The organism is Minwuia sp. (genome assembly GCF_048263705.1).
Taxonomy (GTDB): Bacteria; Pseudomonadota; Alphaproteobacteria; order Minwuiales; family Minwuiaceae; genus Minwuia.
In genome coordinates this window covers 38,885-53,741 of the sequence record NZ_JBLXDV010000017.1, presented here as the reverse complement: position 1 = coordinate 53,741, position 14,857 = coordinate 38,885, and the positions used below count along the sequence as shown (strand labels likewise).

General features: G+C 63.0%; 13 protein-coding genes. 10 read left to right on the top strand and 3 right to left on the bottom strand.

Going from position 1 to position 14,857, the window contains the following annotated elements:
- Nucleotides 1–230: 230 nt before the first annotated feature.
- The 4 genes from ACN0X7_RS18690 (at nucleotide 231) to ACN0X7_RS18675 (ending at nucleotide 5,355) form a co-directional block, all read left to right on the top strand.
- Nucleotides 231–3,020 (top strand): peptidoglycan-binding protein, encoded by a 2,790-nt coding sequence (locus ACN0X7_RS18690; RefSeq protein WP_417519989.1) that lies wholly within the window; start codon nucleotides 231–233, stop codon nucleotides 3,018–3,020.
- A 235-nt stretch (nucleotides 3,021–3,255) separates the two neighbouring features.
- The gene (locus ACN0X7_RS18685; RefSeq protein WP_417519988.1) at nucleotides 3,256–3,654 is read left to right on the top strand and encodes a hypothetical protein; all 399 of its coding nucleotides are present in this window, start codon (nucleotides 3,256–3,258) and stop codon (nucleotides 3,652–3,654) included.
- A 49-nt stretch (nucleotides 3,655–3,703) separates the two neighbouring features.
- On the top strand, nucleotides 3,704–4,627 hold the full coding sequence (locus ACN0X7_RS18680) for a sulfite exporter TauE/SafE family protein (protein ID WP_417519987.1): 924 nt from the start codon (nucleotides 3,704–3,706) through the stop codon (nucleotides 4,625–4,627).
- Complete coding sequence (locus ACN0X7_RS18675; RefSeq protein WP_417519986.1) at nucleotides 4,627–5,355, top strand: TIGR02186 family protein; 729 nt, start codon at nucleotides 4,627–4,629, stop codon at nucleotides 5,353–5,355. Before ACN0X7_RS18680 ends, ACN0X7_RS18675 begins: the two co-directional genes overlap by 1 nt.
- Here ACN0X7_RS18675 and ACN0X7_RS18670 read toward each other — a convergent pair.
- Nucleotides 5,352–5,972 (bottom strand): LysE/ArgO family amino acid transporter, encoded by a 621-nt coding sequence (locus ACN0X7_RS18670; RefSeq protein ID WP_417519985.1) that lies wholly within the window; start codon nucleotides 5,970–5,972, stop codon nucleotides 5,352–5,354. The two genes, ACN0X7_RS18675 and ACN0X7_RS18670, sit on opposite strands and share 4 nt — an antisense overlap.
- A gap of 125 nt (nucleotides 5,973–6,097) precedes the next feature.
- On the opposite strand from ACN0X7_RS18670, the gene ACN0X7_RS18665 reads away from it, so the two are divergent.
- A complete protein-coding gene (locus ACN0X7_RS18665; protein ID WP_417519984.1) occupies nucleotides 6,098–6,661 on the top strand; it encodes a DUF2889 domain-containing protein in 564 nt (187 codons plus the stop codon).
- A gap of 71 nt (nucleotides 6,662–6,732) precedes the next feature.
- Nucleotides 6,733–7,575, top strand: coding sequence for a 2,3,4,5-tetrahydropyridine-2,6-dicarboxylate N-succinyltransferase (gene dapD / locus ACN0X7_RS18660; RefSeq protein WP_417519983.1), 843 nt, complete (start codon nucleotides 6,733–6,735; stop codon nucleotides 7,573–7,575).
- A gap of 6 nt (nucleotides 7,576–7,581) precedes the next feature.
- Here the strand turns inward: dapD and ACN0X7_RS18655 are convergent, their stop codons facing one another.
- The gene (locus tag ACN0X7_RS18655) at nucleotides 7,582–8,097 is read right to left on the bottom strand and encodes a SixA phosphatase family protein (protein ID WP_417519982.1); all 516 of its coding nucleotides are present in this window, start codon (nucleotides 8,095–8,097) and stop codon (nucleotides 7,582–7,584) included.
- 75 nt (nucleotides 8,098–8,172) lie between these two features.
- On the opposite strand from ACN0X7_RS18655, the gene ACN0X7_RS18650 reads away from it, so the two are divergent.
- The 3 genes from ACN0X7_RS18650 to ACN0X7_RS18640 all read left to right on the top strand — a co-directional run bounded on the left by ACN0X7_RS18650 (nucleotide 8,173) and on the right by ACN0X7_RS18640 (nucleotide 12,414).
- Entirely contained in the window at nucleotides 8,173–10,335 is a 2,163-nt protein-coding gene (locus ACN0X7_RS18650) for an RNA degradosome polyphosphate kinase (protein ID WP_417519981.1), read from the top strand.
- 9 nt (nucleotides 10,336–10,344) lie between these two features.
- A complete protein-coding gene (locus ACN0X7_RS18645; RefSeq protein WP_417519980.1) occupies nucleotides 10,345–11,835 on the top strand; it encodes a Ppx/GppA family phosphatase in 1,491 nt (496 codons plus the stop codon).
- A gap of 120 nt (nucleotides 11,836–11,955) precedes the next feature.
- Entirely contained in the window at nucleotides 11,956–12,414 is a 459-nt protein-coding gene (locus ACN0X7_RS18640; RefSeq protein ID WP_417519979.1) for a response regulator, read from the top strand.
- A 24-nt stretch (nucleotides 12,415–12,438) separates the two neighbouring features.
- Here the strand turns inward: ACN0X7_RS18640 and ACN0X7_RS18635 are convergent, their stop codons facing one another.
- A complete protein-coding gene (locus tag ACN0X7_RS18635) occupies nucleotides 12,439–13,416 on the bottom strand; it encodes a GlxA family transcriptional regulator (protein WP_417519978.1) in 978 nt (325 codons plus the stop codon).
- Nucleotides 13,417–13,676: 260 nt separating this feature from the next.
- Here ACN0X7_RS18635 and ACN0X7_RS18630 point away from each other — a divergent pair, with 260 nt between their 5' ends.
- Nucleotides 13,677–14,840: a trans-sulfuration enzyme family protein gene (locus ACN0X7_RS18630; RefSeq protein ID WP_417519977.1), complete on the top strand. Its 1,164-nt coding sequence runs from the start codon at nucleotides 13,677–13,679 to the stop codon at nucleotides 14,838–14,840.
- Nucleotides 14,841–14,857: the final 17 nt, after the last annotated feature.

Sequence of the window (14,857 nt, the reverse complement as noted above, 5' to 3'; positions counted from 1 at the left end):
TTGTTACCGGAATATAGAGCAGATTCCGGCACGCTGAACAACCCTTTAACCATGCCCGGCCTCCCTTCCCGCCAGGGTTGTCCCGGTTCCGGCCGAGACACAATTTCCGAGGGTTTCACCATCCGGCCCTACATGATTGAGGTTTGCGTATGACCGTCTGTTGGGGCACCTTTACGCTCCGGCGAGAGTATCACCCGGTCGTACCCAGGCCGTCCTGCAGGAGTTCCACCATGAAATCGACAGCGCCATGGAGTGTCAAAGGTATTGAGCCCGAGGCGCGGGAGGTCGCCAAGGCCAAGGCCAAGGCGGCCGGCATGACGCTGGGTCAGTGGCTCAATCAGGCCATCGCCGACGCCGGTCAGCCCCAGGAAAAGCCGGCTGAACCGCAGGCGCCGACCGGTAGTGCCCTGGATACGGCACGGATCATGAGGGCGATCGCCGAACTCGCCCGGCGTGTTGATCTGGTTTCAAACGCACAGGGGTCTGCCCCGCCGGCTTCGACGGAACTGACCACCAGAATGGCGTCGCTGGACGAAAGGCTGCAGCGTATCGCCGAGGCCCTGCCCGCCCAGCCGGCCCTGCCCGATCAGTCCCGGCTTGAGCGCGGCCTGGTCGCGATCGCGAAAAAAATCGACCAGCTGGAAAAGAACGGGCGCTCCGATCCGACCATGCTGGCACTGCGCAGCGATCTGCAGGCGCTGAAGACGACGACGTCCGGCACGGCCACGGATATGACGCCCGTCAACAATGCGCTGGCCCGCCTGAACGAACGGCTCGCAGCGATCCAGGCTCTGGTTGAGGCGCCGGACCCGGCCGATGTGCCGTCAGAACGTGCCGAAGCAGCGCTTGAGTCCGTCTCCGGCGACCTGCGCAAGCTGATGAACGGCATGGTCAATCTGGCGGCCAAGATCGACCGTGTGGAACAGCAGGTGGACGAAAGACTTGCGCCGTTGCAGAACGCGCTGGATAGGCTGGAAAGTGCCGCACGACCTTCACGAGACACGGACGATCAGGCCGGGCGCGAGCAAATCCAGGCGGCCGTCCAGGCCGCAATCGCGCCCCTTGCGCTGTCGCTGAACAGCCTGGCCGGACAGATCGACGATCTGCGCGAGGCCGGGATCGCTCAGGATATCGATGACCATCAGGGCGGCATCGACGAGTCGCTCGCCGAACACGCTCATCCTGTTCACGAGCCGGAGACGGACTCTTTCGAGAGCGAGGACACGATGGCCGCGGTCGCCGCGCCCGCCGTTGAGCATGAGGCGGAGCGTGCGACGGCTGAAGAAGCGCCCCCGTCCCCGGCGCAGCCGCTGCACGATCTCACGTCAGGCGACGATGTCCGCGTCAGGCGCATCGAGGATGATGAAACCTTCTTCAGGGATCTGGATACGGGCGCGTCCGTATCCGAAGAGCCACCGGAGACCGCTGATCCCGTGCCCGGTGAAGAGGCGCGGGAACCGCAGCCCGCAGCCCGGGAGACGATTTCGCTCTCCGCCGTGCCCGACGAGGCGGCACCACCTGATCGCCCCAAACGGCTGGTCCCGGTGGAATCCCTGCTGGCCGGTCCGGTCGGCAGTGAGCCGGCGGACGATCGGGTTCATGAGGATGCACCCATCGCCGACCCGCCGCAGCAGGACGAGACACCATCGTCGACAATGCCCCCCCTTTCCGCCGGAGATCGAAGCTCTGGCCCCGACGTATCGGAACGTCGCTCCTTCAGGCTGGACGAACCGCTGGACCTCTCGCGTTCGGCGTCCGGGGCCGATCCGGACCGGTACGACAGACGCCGTCCCTGGATCGGATATCTCGTGGCGGCGCTTGTGTTTCTGGCCCTGCTGATCGGTGGTTTCTGGTTCGCGGGCACACCGCAGTTCGACAGGGTCGCTTCACAGGCATCGACGGCCTGGGACAATCTGATGGCACGGATCGAAGGGGTCGAGCTTTCGGACACGCCGGAGGGCACACCGAACGAAGGCGGATCGGAAACCCTGCCTTCGTCGGCGACGGCAACGGACCAGACACCGGGAAGCGAAGGGTCGCCCGGCGTCGATGCAACGCCACCGCAGGACACCACCCCCGCGCCGTCTGCGGCCATATCGCCCCCTCCCATCGAGAGTGCTCCCGTCGCGGAGGATCCGGCACCAGCCTCCGCACCGGAAGCTCCGGCGGCCGAGACTGCGCCCGCTGCCCAGACCGAGATCGAGAAACTGACAGCCGAAGCCCGGGCGGGCGACATGGATGCGCAGTATGCGCTTGGCGTGCGCTATCGCGACGGTATCGGGGTCGCGCCGGATTATTCGACAGCCGCCGACTGGTTCGACCTGGCGGCGCAGCAGGGTCATGTGCAGTCCCAACTCGGCCTGGGCGTCATGTACCGGCAGGGTCTGGGCCGTCCGCGCGATCTGGATCTGGCGAAACTGTGGCTGCATGCCGCCGCGCGCGCCGGAAATCCGGACGCCCAGAAGTATCTCGGCGAGGTCTATGTCGACGACCGCGCGGGCGTGCCGGATTACTTCCAGGCAGCCCGCTGGTTCCGCGAGGCCGCGGAACAGGGGGTCGTCGACGCCCAGTACAACATGGGTGTCCTTTATGAGGGCGGCCTCGGCGTGCCGCGCAATTTTTCGCAGGCCTACTACTGGTTCAGTCTCGCGAGCATGTCGGGTGACGCCGGTGCGGTCGAGGATGTGCGCCGCGTGGCCAGTCTGCTGACCCCTGAAGAACGCGCGGAAATCGATGCCGAGATCGCCGCCTTCGAACCATCCAGCGCTGTTGCCGAAAGCCCGGCCGAAACGACCGGCACCGACGCCGCCGCGTCGGAAGGACAGCCGATCACCAGACGGGACCAGGTAAGGCTGATACAGCAACTGCTGATCGCCAGGGGGTATGACCCGGGTGCACCGGATGGCCTGCCAGGCTCGAAGACCCGCGAGGCCATACGCCTGTGGCAGGCTGACAACGGGCTCCCGGTGACGGGCCGGATGACGGAAGCCCTGCTCACACGATTGCAGCAGTCGGGGTAGTACCCGGATAATCGCGCCCTGTCCCGGACCGGCGAATCATGTCTATATGATCCCTTCAAATCAGGTTGGGCATATGGGCAGTTCGGACGCGATACCATCCGCAGTTTTTGATGTAAGACCAGATCTCTGGGCAGCGGCGGAGGCTGCGGCTGAACAGGTAGGGCTGCCGCTGGAGGAATGGCTGGCGCGTGTGCTTCAGACCGCCGTCGGACATTCGATGAGCGGAAATGCGCAAGTGCCCTCAGACCTGCATCCCGCCAACACCGGGTGCTTTTCCGTCGACGAGGAAGGGCTGGTGCCGATTTCGGAACTCGCGGATGCGCCGCGCGAAAGCGATTTTTCGCTCGCACCGATCAAGGATGAGCTTGAACAGATCCGATTGATGGTTCAGGACTATATGCGCGCCATCGAGCCCGCCCTGCGACCGCTCTCGGATCTGCCGGGTCAGCTGCAGGAACTCAGCGAGCTGGCTGAAGATGTCCGGTCATCGGCGAATGATGCGCAACGGGCTGCGGTTTCCATCAGACCGCTGGAGAGAACACTTCTGCGTATTGCCGATGAAGCAGGCAATGCCGGAACGGGAGAGCGAAATGACATACGCGCCGCTGGCATGGGTCGGCTGTTCCGCAAATAGAGCTCGCACCGCCTGGCGCACGCCAGACCGCGTACCCGCCTGAACCACCGTGCAGATTTATCTCCCGATCGCCGAAATCTCAGTCAGCATCTTTCTGCTGCTGGGGATGGGTGCGGGCGTGGGATTTCTCTCAGGCATGTTCGGTGTCGGCGGCGGGTTTCTGATGACCCCCCTGCTCATCTTTCTGGGTATCCCCCCGTCGGTGGCCGTCGCAACCGAAGCCAATCAGATCGTGGCTGCCAGCGTATCGGGCGCGCTCGCCCACTGGCGGCGCAGGAATGTCGATATCAAGATGGGCCTGGTGCTGCTGGCGGGCGGCCTGGTCGGATCGGTGATCGGCACCCAGATCTTCACGTGGATGAAGACGCTGGGTCAGAACGACCTGATGATCAAGATCTGCTATGTCGTGTTCCTGGGGATCATCGGCGGTCTGATGTTCTTCGAAAGCGCCCGCGCCCTGATGCGGCAGCGCGCGGGAACGACCCGCCGGCGGAAGATGCGGCAGCACTACTGGGTGCACGGTCTGCCCTTCAAGATGCGGTTCAAGCGCTCGAAACTCTACATCAGCGCCCTGCCCCCGCTGGCCGTCGGATGTCTTGTCGGCATCCTGGCCGCCATCATGGGCGTCGGCGGCGGCTTCATCATGGTGCCCGCCATGATCTATCTGCTTGGCATGCCGACCGCGGTGGTCGTCGGCACGTCGCTGTTCCAGATCACTTTCGTGACGGCGGCGGTGACGATCCAGCACTCGTACTACACGCAGACTGTCGATGTCGTTCTGGCGCTGCTGCTGCTGATCGGTGCGGTCGTGGGCGCGCAGTTCGGCACGCGCGTCGGGCTGTATCTGAAGGGCGAACAGCTGCGTTTCCTGCTGGCGGCGATGGTGCTGGCGGTCTGCATCAAGCTGGGCTTCGATCTGGTCACCATGCCAAGCGATCTGTTCAGCCTGTCAAGCGATCTGGCGGGTCACTGATGCTGGGACGCCTTGTACTGCTGATCTCGGTTCTGACGGTGATGCCGGCGGCCGCGCAGGCGCCGATGGTCTCCGACATCTCGGAGCGGCGGATCGGCATCGATTCCGGGTTCAAGGGCAAGGAGTTGCTGCTGTTCGGATCGATCAGCGAACCGGGCGACGTCGTGATCGTGGTCAAGGGCCCGTCCGAGGCACTGACGGTGCGGCGCAAGAGCCGGGTCGCCGGCGTCTGGGTGAACACCGATGCCGTCACGTTCAACGACATACCGGGCTTCTACGCCGTTTTCGCGAACCGCCCCCTGAAAGAGATCGCCAACGAACGAGTGCTGAAACGTCATGAAATCGGCATCGCGAACCTGAAGGTCGAAAGCAGCAGCACAGCCCATGCGAATGAAGGTTTCGATGCCGCGATACGCCGTCTGCGATCGGAGAACGGCCTGTATCAGGAACACCTGAACGGCGTTTCCATCCGCAACGGTCAGCTTTACCGGACCAACATCGATTTTCCGGCCAATGTACCGGTCGGACAGTATGTGACGCAGGTCTATCTGTTTCAGGATGGACGCGTGGTTGCTGCGGAGACCAGTCCGATCCTGATCGACAAGACGGGCATCGAACGCGCGATCTTCACGTTCGCCCATCAGTGGCCGCTGTTCTACGGCATTTTCGCGGTGCTGATCGCCGGTTTCACCGGCTGGGGCGCGGCCCAGATTTTCCGCAAGAGCTAAGGCGTTCCGCCCTGAAACAGGGGCACTGCCAGGATCAGGGCAATCACCCACATCACCAGCGCGATCAGCAGGTCAAGCACGCGCCAGGCAGAGGGCCGCGCGAACACCGGCGCGAGCAGACGCGCCCCGTACCCCAGGCTGAAAAAGAACACGAAGGACGCGGTCGCGCCACCGATCCAGAAATGCATGCGCTGGTCGATCGGCAGCCTGGCCGAAATGCCGCCCAGCATGATCACCGTATCCAGATAGACATGCGGGTTCAGGAACGTGAACGCCAGCGTGGTCAATGCCGCCGCCTGCCAGCCGAGGGGCTTGCCCGCCACAACTTCCAGGCGATCCGGGCGCAGCGCCCGCCAGAAGGCAAAGAGACCGTAGACAGTCAGAAAAACAACACCGCCGAGCGTCGACCAGAAAATCAGGCCGGGCACGGACCGGATGATCGATCCCAGCCCCATCACGCCTGCCCCGATCAGCAACGCGTCGGACGCCGCGCAGATCAGGACGATCAGGAGAACGTGCTGACGCAGCAATCCCTGCCGGAGCACGAAGGCGTTCTGCGCGCCGATGGCCAGGATCAGGCTCAACCCCAGCAGAAAACCTTCGACAGCCGCCGTCATGAATTCGGAACACCCATATGCGCTGTTTAACCGGCGGATATGAAAGCGCAATACTGGACCGGACGATGACCCTGCCTTAGGTTCCGCAACAGCAATGATCTGCCATCAGTTTCCGGAGCCGCACCATGGCCTTGAGTCCGCCCGTCAAACGCGTCCACCGACACACGCGCGCCATCGACATCCGCGGCTATGAGCGTGAAGACGGTCTGTGGGACATGGAGGGCACGATCTCCGACCACAAACCCACAGCCTACGGTGTGATGGAGGAGCGCCGTGAGGACGGCATGGTGCACACGATGCATCTGCGCCTGACGGTGGATACGGACTTCCTGATTCATGCGGCCGAACTTCATTCCGAGGTCACGCCGCACCGGATGTGTACCGAGGTCGAACCCAATTTCGGCGCCCTCGCCGGTCTGCGTATCGGGCCGGGGTTCAACCGCAAGGCGCGCGAACGCATCGGCGGAACCGCCGGCTGCACGCACGTCGTTGAATTGCTGCCGCAGATGGCGACCGCGACCATGCAGACGATCTGGCCGATCCGGAATTACATGGCCCCATCCGACAAGGACGGCGGCAAACCGGGCGTGCTGAACACCTGTCACACCTGGTCGGAAAGCAGCCCTGTCGTCGCGCGCCAGTACCCAGAGTTCTATCGACCAGCAGATGCCGAAGCCGAGCACGGCTGAGCTGCATTGACACGCCGGATCGCGCGGCTATCGTCCGCGCGCCCAACGACAGCCATCGAAAGAGAAACCGCATGAGCCTCGACCAACTGGAAGCGACCATCGAACAGGCCTGGGAAGACCGGGACCGGATCACACCGCAGACCACGGGAGAGGTGGCCGATGCGATCAATGCCGCGCTCGACGCGCTCGACAGCGGCAAGACGCGCGTGGCCGAGAAGTCCAGCGGTGGCTGGACGGTGAACCAGTGGCTGAAGAAAGCGGTGCTGCTGGGCTTCCGCCTGAACGACATGACCACGATCGCCGGTGGTCCCGGCAAGGACACGACCTGGTTCGACAAGGTGCCCAGCAAGTTCGAAGGCTGGGATGACGCGGCCTTCCGCGAGGCCGGTTTCCGTGCGGTACCGAACTGTATCGTCCGCCGTTCCGCCTATATCGCGCCCGGCGTGGTGCTGATGCCCAGCTTCGTGAATCTGGGCGCCTACGTCGACAGCGGCACCATGGTCGACACCTGGGCGACGGTGGGTTCGTGCGCCCAGATCGGCAAGAACTGCCATATTTCGGGCGGCGCCGGCATCGGCGGCGTTCTGGAACCGCTGCAGGCCGAGCCGGTCATCGTCGAGGACAACTGCTTCATCGGCGCGCGTTCCGAAGTGGCCGAGGGCGTGATCGTCGAGGAAGGGTCCGTCCTGTCGATGGGCGTCTACATCGGTGCCTCGACCAAGATCGTCGACCGCGAGACCGGCGAAGTGCACATGGGCCGCGTGCCGTCCTACTCGGTGGTCGTGCCCGGTGCCCTGCCCGGCCCTGTTGTCGATGGAAAGCCGACGCCTTCGCTCTATTGCGCGGTGATCGTCAAGCGGGTCGACGAGCGCACCCGTTCCAAGACCTCGATCAACGAGTTGCTGAGGACCTGATGAACATCACTCGTCGAAGGACCGGGGCAGGATGAAGCGCATCAGCCTTCCTGTCCCCGGCCCGATCGCGGACCACGGCTCCTCGAACCTGATCTCGGCCAGTGCACCGGTCGGAAATTTCTGCTGAAGCGCCGTCAGGTCGGCATCAGCACCGTTGGCGCAGAGCTCGCGGGCCAGCTGTTCGATTCCCGGACTGTGCCCCAGAAACAGGACCGACCCGACGTCGGGTGCAAGCGCACACCACAGCTTCCTGTACGTCTCCGGCGCACCGAGATAGAGTTTGTCGATGAACTGGGCCTGTGCGGCAAGTCCCGCTTCGTCCGACAACAGCGCCCAGGTCGATCGTGTGCGGGTCGCGGTGGATACGAAAGCCGTGTCGGGCGCGATGCCGACATCGCGCATGAACTGGCCCATGCGTTTCGCCGCATGACGTCCACGGGCATTGAGCGGACGCTCGTGATCGCTAATCTGGGCATTGCCCCAGTCGGACTTGGCATGACGCATGAGATAAACAGTTTTCATGCCGTCACTGTCACGCGATCGTCACGCAGACGCAAGAAAACCATGCCGTCCGGACGGATTTGAGGAGCGGTAGACATGAATGAACTGGCCCCCGGCACGGCGGTCCCCGATGTAGAAATGTCAGCGATCACGCTGGAATCTCCCGATCGCTTTATCAATCGGGAGATTTCTTGGCTGCAGTTCAATGCGCGGGTGATGGAAGAATCGCAGAACCCGCGCCATCCCCTGCTCGAACGTGTCCGCTTCCTCTCGATTTCGGCGTCCAACCTCGATGAATTCTTCATGGTGCGCTATGCGGGTCTCTGGGATCTCGTGCAGGCGGAGGTGAAGACCGTCAGCCCGGAAGGCCTCTCGGCCGCCCAGCAGCTCAAGAATGCCGGGGAGTTCGCCAACGAGCTGATCCAGAAGCAGGAAAGCTACTGGAAAGGTCTGCAGCAGGAATTGCGCGACAATGGCATCTCCATCGTGCTCGCGGGAGAGCTCAGCGAGGATGAGGCGAACTGGCTGGACGGTCATTTCCTGGATCAGCTCCTGCCCGTGCTCACGCCGCTGGCCATTGATCCGGCGCATCCCTTTCCCTTCATCCCCAATCTCGGCCTGGCGATGATCGCCCAGCTCAAGCGCACCGATGACGGGCGCATGCTGGATGCCATCGTGCCGATCCCGCAGCAGGTACGCCGCTTCATCCGCCTGCCTGGCTCGGAGATCCGTTTCATCGCGATTTCGCAGGTCATCGCAATCTACATGTCGCGGCTGTTTCCGGGCTATGAAATCGTCAACCGCGGCCAGATTCGCTGCATTCGGGACTCGGATATCGAGGTCGAGGAGGAATCCGAGGATCTGGTTCGAACCTATGAATCCGCACTCCGGCGGCGGCGGCGCGGTCATATCGTGCGCCTGCAGGTCACCGAGGGCATGGGCGACCATCTGCGGCGGCTGGTCGTCGAGGAGACCGAAACACAGCCGCAGGACATCATCGAGATCGACGGCATGCTGGCCCTGTCGGACATCAGCCGGGTGATCGTCGACGAGCGCGTCGACCTGCTGTTCAAGCCCTACAACGCGCGCTTTCCCGAACGCATCCGCGAGTTCGGCGGGGACTGCTTTGCTGCCGTACGTGCCAAGGACATCGTGGTCCATCACCCCTACGAGAGTTTCGATGTGGTGGTCCAGTTCCTCCGCCAGGCGGCAGAGGACCCGAACGTCGTCGCGATCAAGCAGACGCTCTACCGGACCTCCGACAACTCGCCCATCGTGCAGGCCCTGATCGCCGCCGCCGAGGCGGGCATCAGCGTGACCGCGATGGTGGAACTGAAAGCGCGCTTCGACGAGGCGGCCAACATCCGCTGGGCACGCGATCTGGAACGTGCCGGCGTCCAGGTCGTCTACGGCTTTGTGGAACTGAAGACCCACGCGAAGATCTCGCTGGTGGTGCGACGCGAGAAGGAAGAACTCAGGACGTACGCCCATTTCGGAACGGGCAACTATCATCCGATCACCGCCAAGATTTATACCGACATCTCCTATTTCACGGCCGATCCGCAGCTGGGCCGGGATGCGAGTGCGATCTTCAACTTCCTGACCGGCTACGCGAAACCCGAGAATCTCAAGGCGATCGCCTATTCGCCGCACACGATGCACGACCGGATCATCGAGGAGATCGAGGGCGAGATCGCACACGCGAAGGCGGGACGGCCGGCGGGCATCTGGGCCAAGATGAACAGTCTGGTCGACACGACCATCATCGATGCGCTCTATCGTGCCAGCCAGGCCGGTGTGGAGATCGACCTGATCATCCGCGGCATCTGCTGCCTGCGTCCCGGCGTTCCGGGCCTTTCGGACAATATCAAGGTGCGCAGCCTGATCGGCCGCTTTCTGGAGCACTCCCGCATCGTTGCCTTCGGGAACGGTTCGGCGATGCCGTCGCGGAACGCCACGCTCTACATCACCTCCGCCGACTGGATGCCGCGCAATTTCCACAGGCGCGTCGAGACCCTGGTTCCCCTGAAGAACGAGACCGTGCACGCCCAGGTGCTGGATCAGATCATGGTCGCCAATCTGAAAGATGACCTGCAAAGCTGGGAACTGCTGCCAACCGGCGAATATCGTCGAATTGAACTGGACGATGAGGGTTTCAGCGCGCATGAATATTTCATGACGAATCCGAGCCTCTCAGGGCGCGGCAAGTCCGTGGAGCGCAGCAGCGGTCCGAGCATGCTGAAACTGGATGACGACTAGCGATCCTTGATGCCAGATACGCTTACCGCCACAGGCACCGACCGGACCGCTGTCATTGACGTCGGCTCCAATTCCGTTCGACTGGTCATCTTCGGCGACAACGAACGCGCGCCCCTCGCCATGCTGAACGAGAAGGCCTTCTGCTCGCTCGGCAAGGGTGTCTCGTCCACCGGAAAGCTGAACCCCGACGGCGTCGAACACGCCTTGCAGACCCTGAAACGGTTCGAATGGATCGCGAGTGTCTCCGGCGTGCGCCGCATTCAGGCCTTTGCGACGGCGGCCGTGCGGGACGCCGGAGACGGAGCGGATTTCGTCTCACGGGTCCAGGCCGAATGCCGCATCTCGCTGAAGGTGCTCAGCGGCGAGGAGGAAGCGCGGCTGGCCGGCATGGGGGTGCTGTTCGGTATTCCGGATGCGGACGGCATCGTCGCCGATATGGGTGGCAGCAGCCTGGAACTCGCCCGCGTGACCGACGGGTCCGTTCCGACCGGCTCGACGTTACCGGTCGGCCCCCTGCAATTTCCGCCGGATCTAGCGGATCCCGACGTGATCGCATCGACGGTCGACACGGAGATCGCCCGCCACCGATGGCTGTCGAAGGAACGTGGCAAGCCGCTGTATCTGGTCGGCGGCACCTGGCGGGCCTTCGCCAAGCTGGATATCGGCATGCGGAACTACGGCCTGAACATCATCCACGGGTACGAGATGTCGCTGCAGCGCGCCCATGATCTGGCGGATCTGATCGCGCGGCAAAGCCCGGCGTCCCTCGTTGGCTCCACGGGGGTCTCCAAACGCCGCCTGCAGGTGCTGCCCTCCGCGTCGATCGTACTCGACCGCGTCATCGCGCACCTCGCACCGGAGAAACTTGTGTTCAGCGCGCACGGCGTTCGCGAGGGCACCTACTACGACGGGCTGAGTACGGGCCAGCGTTCCATGGACCCCCTGCTCGCCGGCGTGTGTTCCATCGCCGAGCACGAGGCTCGTTTCAGCACGCTGACCGGCGAGGAGATCTGCGACTGGATCATGCCGCTGTTCACAGACGATGAAGCGCGCATTCAGCGTCTGATAAGGGCAGCCGGCATGCTTTGCGATACCGGCTGGCGCACTCATCCCGACTATCGTGCAACCCAGTCGTTCAGACGGGTCCTCAGAGCGCCGCTGCTGGGTGTCGATCACGCCGAGCGCATGTTTCTCGCCGTCTCCATATTGCGGCGCTACTCGCACAAGGCCGGAGATGATTCGATCCGGGACGCCCGCGCCGTGCTGTCCGAAGGCGATATTCTGGCGGCGGAGCGTGCCGGCGCGGCGATGCGTCTGGCGCTGACCCTTGGCGGTGGCGGCCGTGGCGCGCTTTCCGATGTGACGCTGGCGAAACACGACGGAAACCTGCGATTGAGCCTGCCTGCCGCCCTCCGGCATCTGGTGAGCGATGCCGTCCAGTCACGCCTCAAGCTGCTGGCGACACTGCTGTTTGTCGAACCCGAGATCAGTTTCGTCTGATCCATATTGCCAATCGCGAGAACAGCCCTGAAGATGTAAGGAGCTCCGCTTCTACACGCAAATCGCGTGCTGCAGCGGTACACACGTGCCGAGGCTTTCAGGCAAGGGAACGACGATCGGATGACCAACGAGACATCACGGCAGGACGAGATCGTCATTCTGATGGTCGATGACGATCCCGAAGACATCTTCCTGACGGAACATGCGTTCAAGAAGGGCAAACTCGCCAACGACTTCCGATCCGTCGGCAACGGTCAGGAAATGATGGATTACCTGCGCCATGAAGGCGAATACGTCGACCCGAAAGCCCATCCCCGACCGCATATCATCCTGCTTGATATCAACATGCCCATCATGAACGGGTTCGAGGCGCTGACCGCAATTCGCAGCGACCCTGCCTTTGCCGACATGCCCGTCGTCATCATGACGACATCGAACCAGCATATCGATATTTCGAAGGGGTACGCCGCCGGTGCCAGTTCCTACCTCTCGAAACCGGTGACACCCGCCGCGATGATGGAGGTTGTCGAGGTGATCGAGAACTATTGGGTCAAGATCGTCGAGATCCCGAAGGCGTAGCGGTTGGGCGGTGCCCGACCCGCCTCAGGTGAAGGCTTCGGACTGCGCGCGTTCCATCTGCGGCGAGCGACCGTACATCTCGCGATAGCATTTCGAGAAATGCGAGGCCGACACGAACCCGCAGGCAATGGCCACATCGACAATCGGCATGTTCGACTGCAGCAGCAGGTGTCGCGCCCGATCGATCCTGATCTCGAGATAATATCGCGCCGGCGAGCGCCCGAGATGCCTGCGGAACAGGCGTTCCACCTGGCGTCGCGACAGATCGACATATTCCGATATCTCGGACAGCGACAGGGGCTCCGAAACGTTGGCCTCCATCAGTTCGATGATCAGCAGCAGCTTGGCATGATGCAGCCCCAGCCGCGCCTGCAGGGGCAGACGCTGCCTGTCCCGCTGGTTCCGGATCCGGTCGATCAGACAGTATTCGCAGACCTTGGTCACGACGTTCTGGTCGAAGTGCTCCTCGATCAGATGCAGCATCATGTCGAGCGCGGCCGTTCCGCCGGCGCAGGTGTAGATGCCGTCGTCGATCTCGCACAGGTCCGCATGGACCTCGGCCATCGGAAACTTTTCAGCGAAGGCCGGCAGGGTTTCCCAGTGGATGGAACAGCGCCGTCCCTCCAGCAGGCCGGCCTGGGCCAGCAGCCAGGCCCCCGTACAGAGGCCGCCGATGGCGATGCCGTGGCGATGCATTGATCGCAGCCAGCCATCGAACTGGGCGTTGCGGAAGGCATCCACCTTGACCCCGGAACAGACGATGATGATTTCGGGCTTGATCTCGTCCAGCATGCGCTGACGGGCGTGATCCAGCGACATGTCCACCCCGATCGTCAGACCGTTGGAGGCTTCGACCGGCTGGCCGTCCAGCGAAACGATCGTCCATTCATAGGTATCCTCACCCATGGTCCGGTTCGTCAGACGGAGGGGTTCAAGCGCCGACGCAAAGGCGATCATCGAGAAATTCGGAACGAGAAAAAAGACGACGCGGTGTTTAGTCATCTCGCCGCACCTTTGCGAAGGAATTGCCCGAGCGGCCTGTCCGGCTCTCGATCTCTGAATTTTTCATTTCCCGGCCAAGGCGTTACTCATCTGCCCCGGATGGCTCGGGAAGATATATTGATCGGAAACACCCGCTTCGTCTGCAACTTTTTTGTACCTTCGGGACACGGTCGGGACGTCACGGCACCGGCGGTCAAGTTTTGCTGGACACGACCGCCAACCGAACCATTCTTGAGACCGAATTTTTCCAGGAGCAGAATATGGCTGACCTCAAGAACCGTCAGGGCTTTTCGACGCGTGCGATCCACGCCGGACAGCGTCCCGACCCGACCACCGGCGCGGTCATGATGCCGATCTACGCGACGTCGACCTACGTCCAGGAAAGCCCGGGGGTTCACAAGGGATTCGAATACAGCCGCACCCAGAATCCCACGCGCCTGGCCTTGGAGGCCTGCCTGGCAGACCTTGAGAACGGCGCGCATGGGCTGGCCTTCGCGTCGGGCATGGCGGCGATGGGCACCGTGCTGGAACTGCTGGATACCGGCGATCACGTCGTGGCGATGGACGATCTCTACGGTGGCAGTTACCGCCTGTTCGAAAATGTGCGCAAGCGGTCGGCGGGCCTGAAGTTCAGCTTCGCCGACCTTTCCGACCCGGCTGCCTTTGAAGCGGCGATCCGTCCCGAGACGAGGATGGTCTGGGTCGAATCGCCGACCAACCCCCTGCTGAAGCTTGTGGATTTCCGCGCCATTTCCGAGATCGCCCGAAAGCACGACATCCTGATGGTCTGCGACAACACCTTCGCCACCCCCTTCTGCCAGCGGCCGCTGGACCATGGCGCGGACATCGTCGTTCACTCGATCACCAAGTACCTCAACGGCCATTCCGACGTCGTGGGCGGCATCGTCGTGATCGGCGAGAACGCCGACCTGAAGGAGCGCCTGTTCTACCTGCAGAACGCGGTCGGCAGCATTCTGGGGCCGTTCGACAGCTTTCTGGCCTTGCGCGGGGTAAAGACCCTGGCGCTCAGGATGCGGCAGCATTGCGCCTCGGCTGAAGCCATCGCACGGCATCTGGAAGCCCATCCGAAGATCGAGCGTGTCATCTATCCGGGACTGGAAAGCCACCCGCAGCACAAGCTGGCGCAGAGCCAGATGGACGGCTTCGGCGGCATGATCACGGCTTTCATCAAGGGGGACCTGGAGGATGCGAGGCGATTCCTTGAGCGTTGCGAGATATTTGCTCTCGCCGAAAGTCTCGGCGGCGTCGAAAGCCTGATCGAGCACCCCGCCATCATGACCCATGCCTCCATTCCGCCCGAGGTGCGTACGGAACTGGGCATCTCGGACACGCTGATCCGGCTTTCGGTCGGTGTCGAGGACGTCGAGGATCTGATCGCTGAACTCGACCGCGCACTCGCCTGATGACCGCGGACGACGGC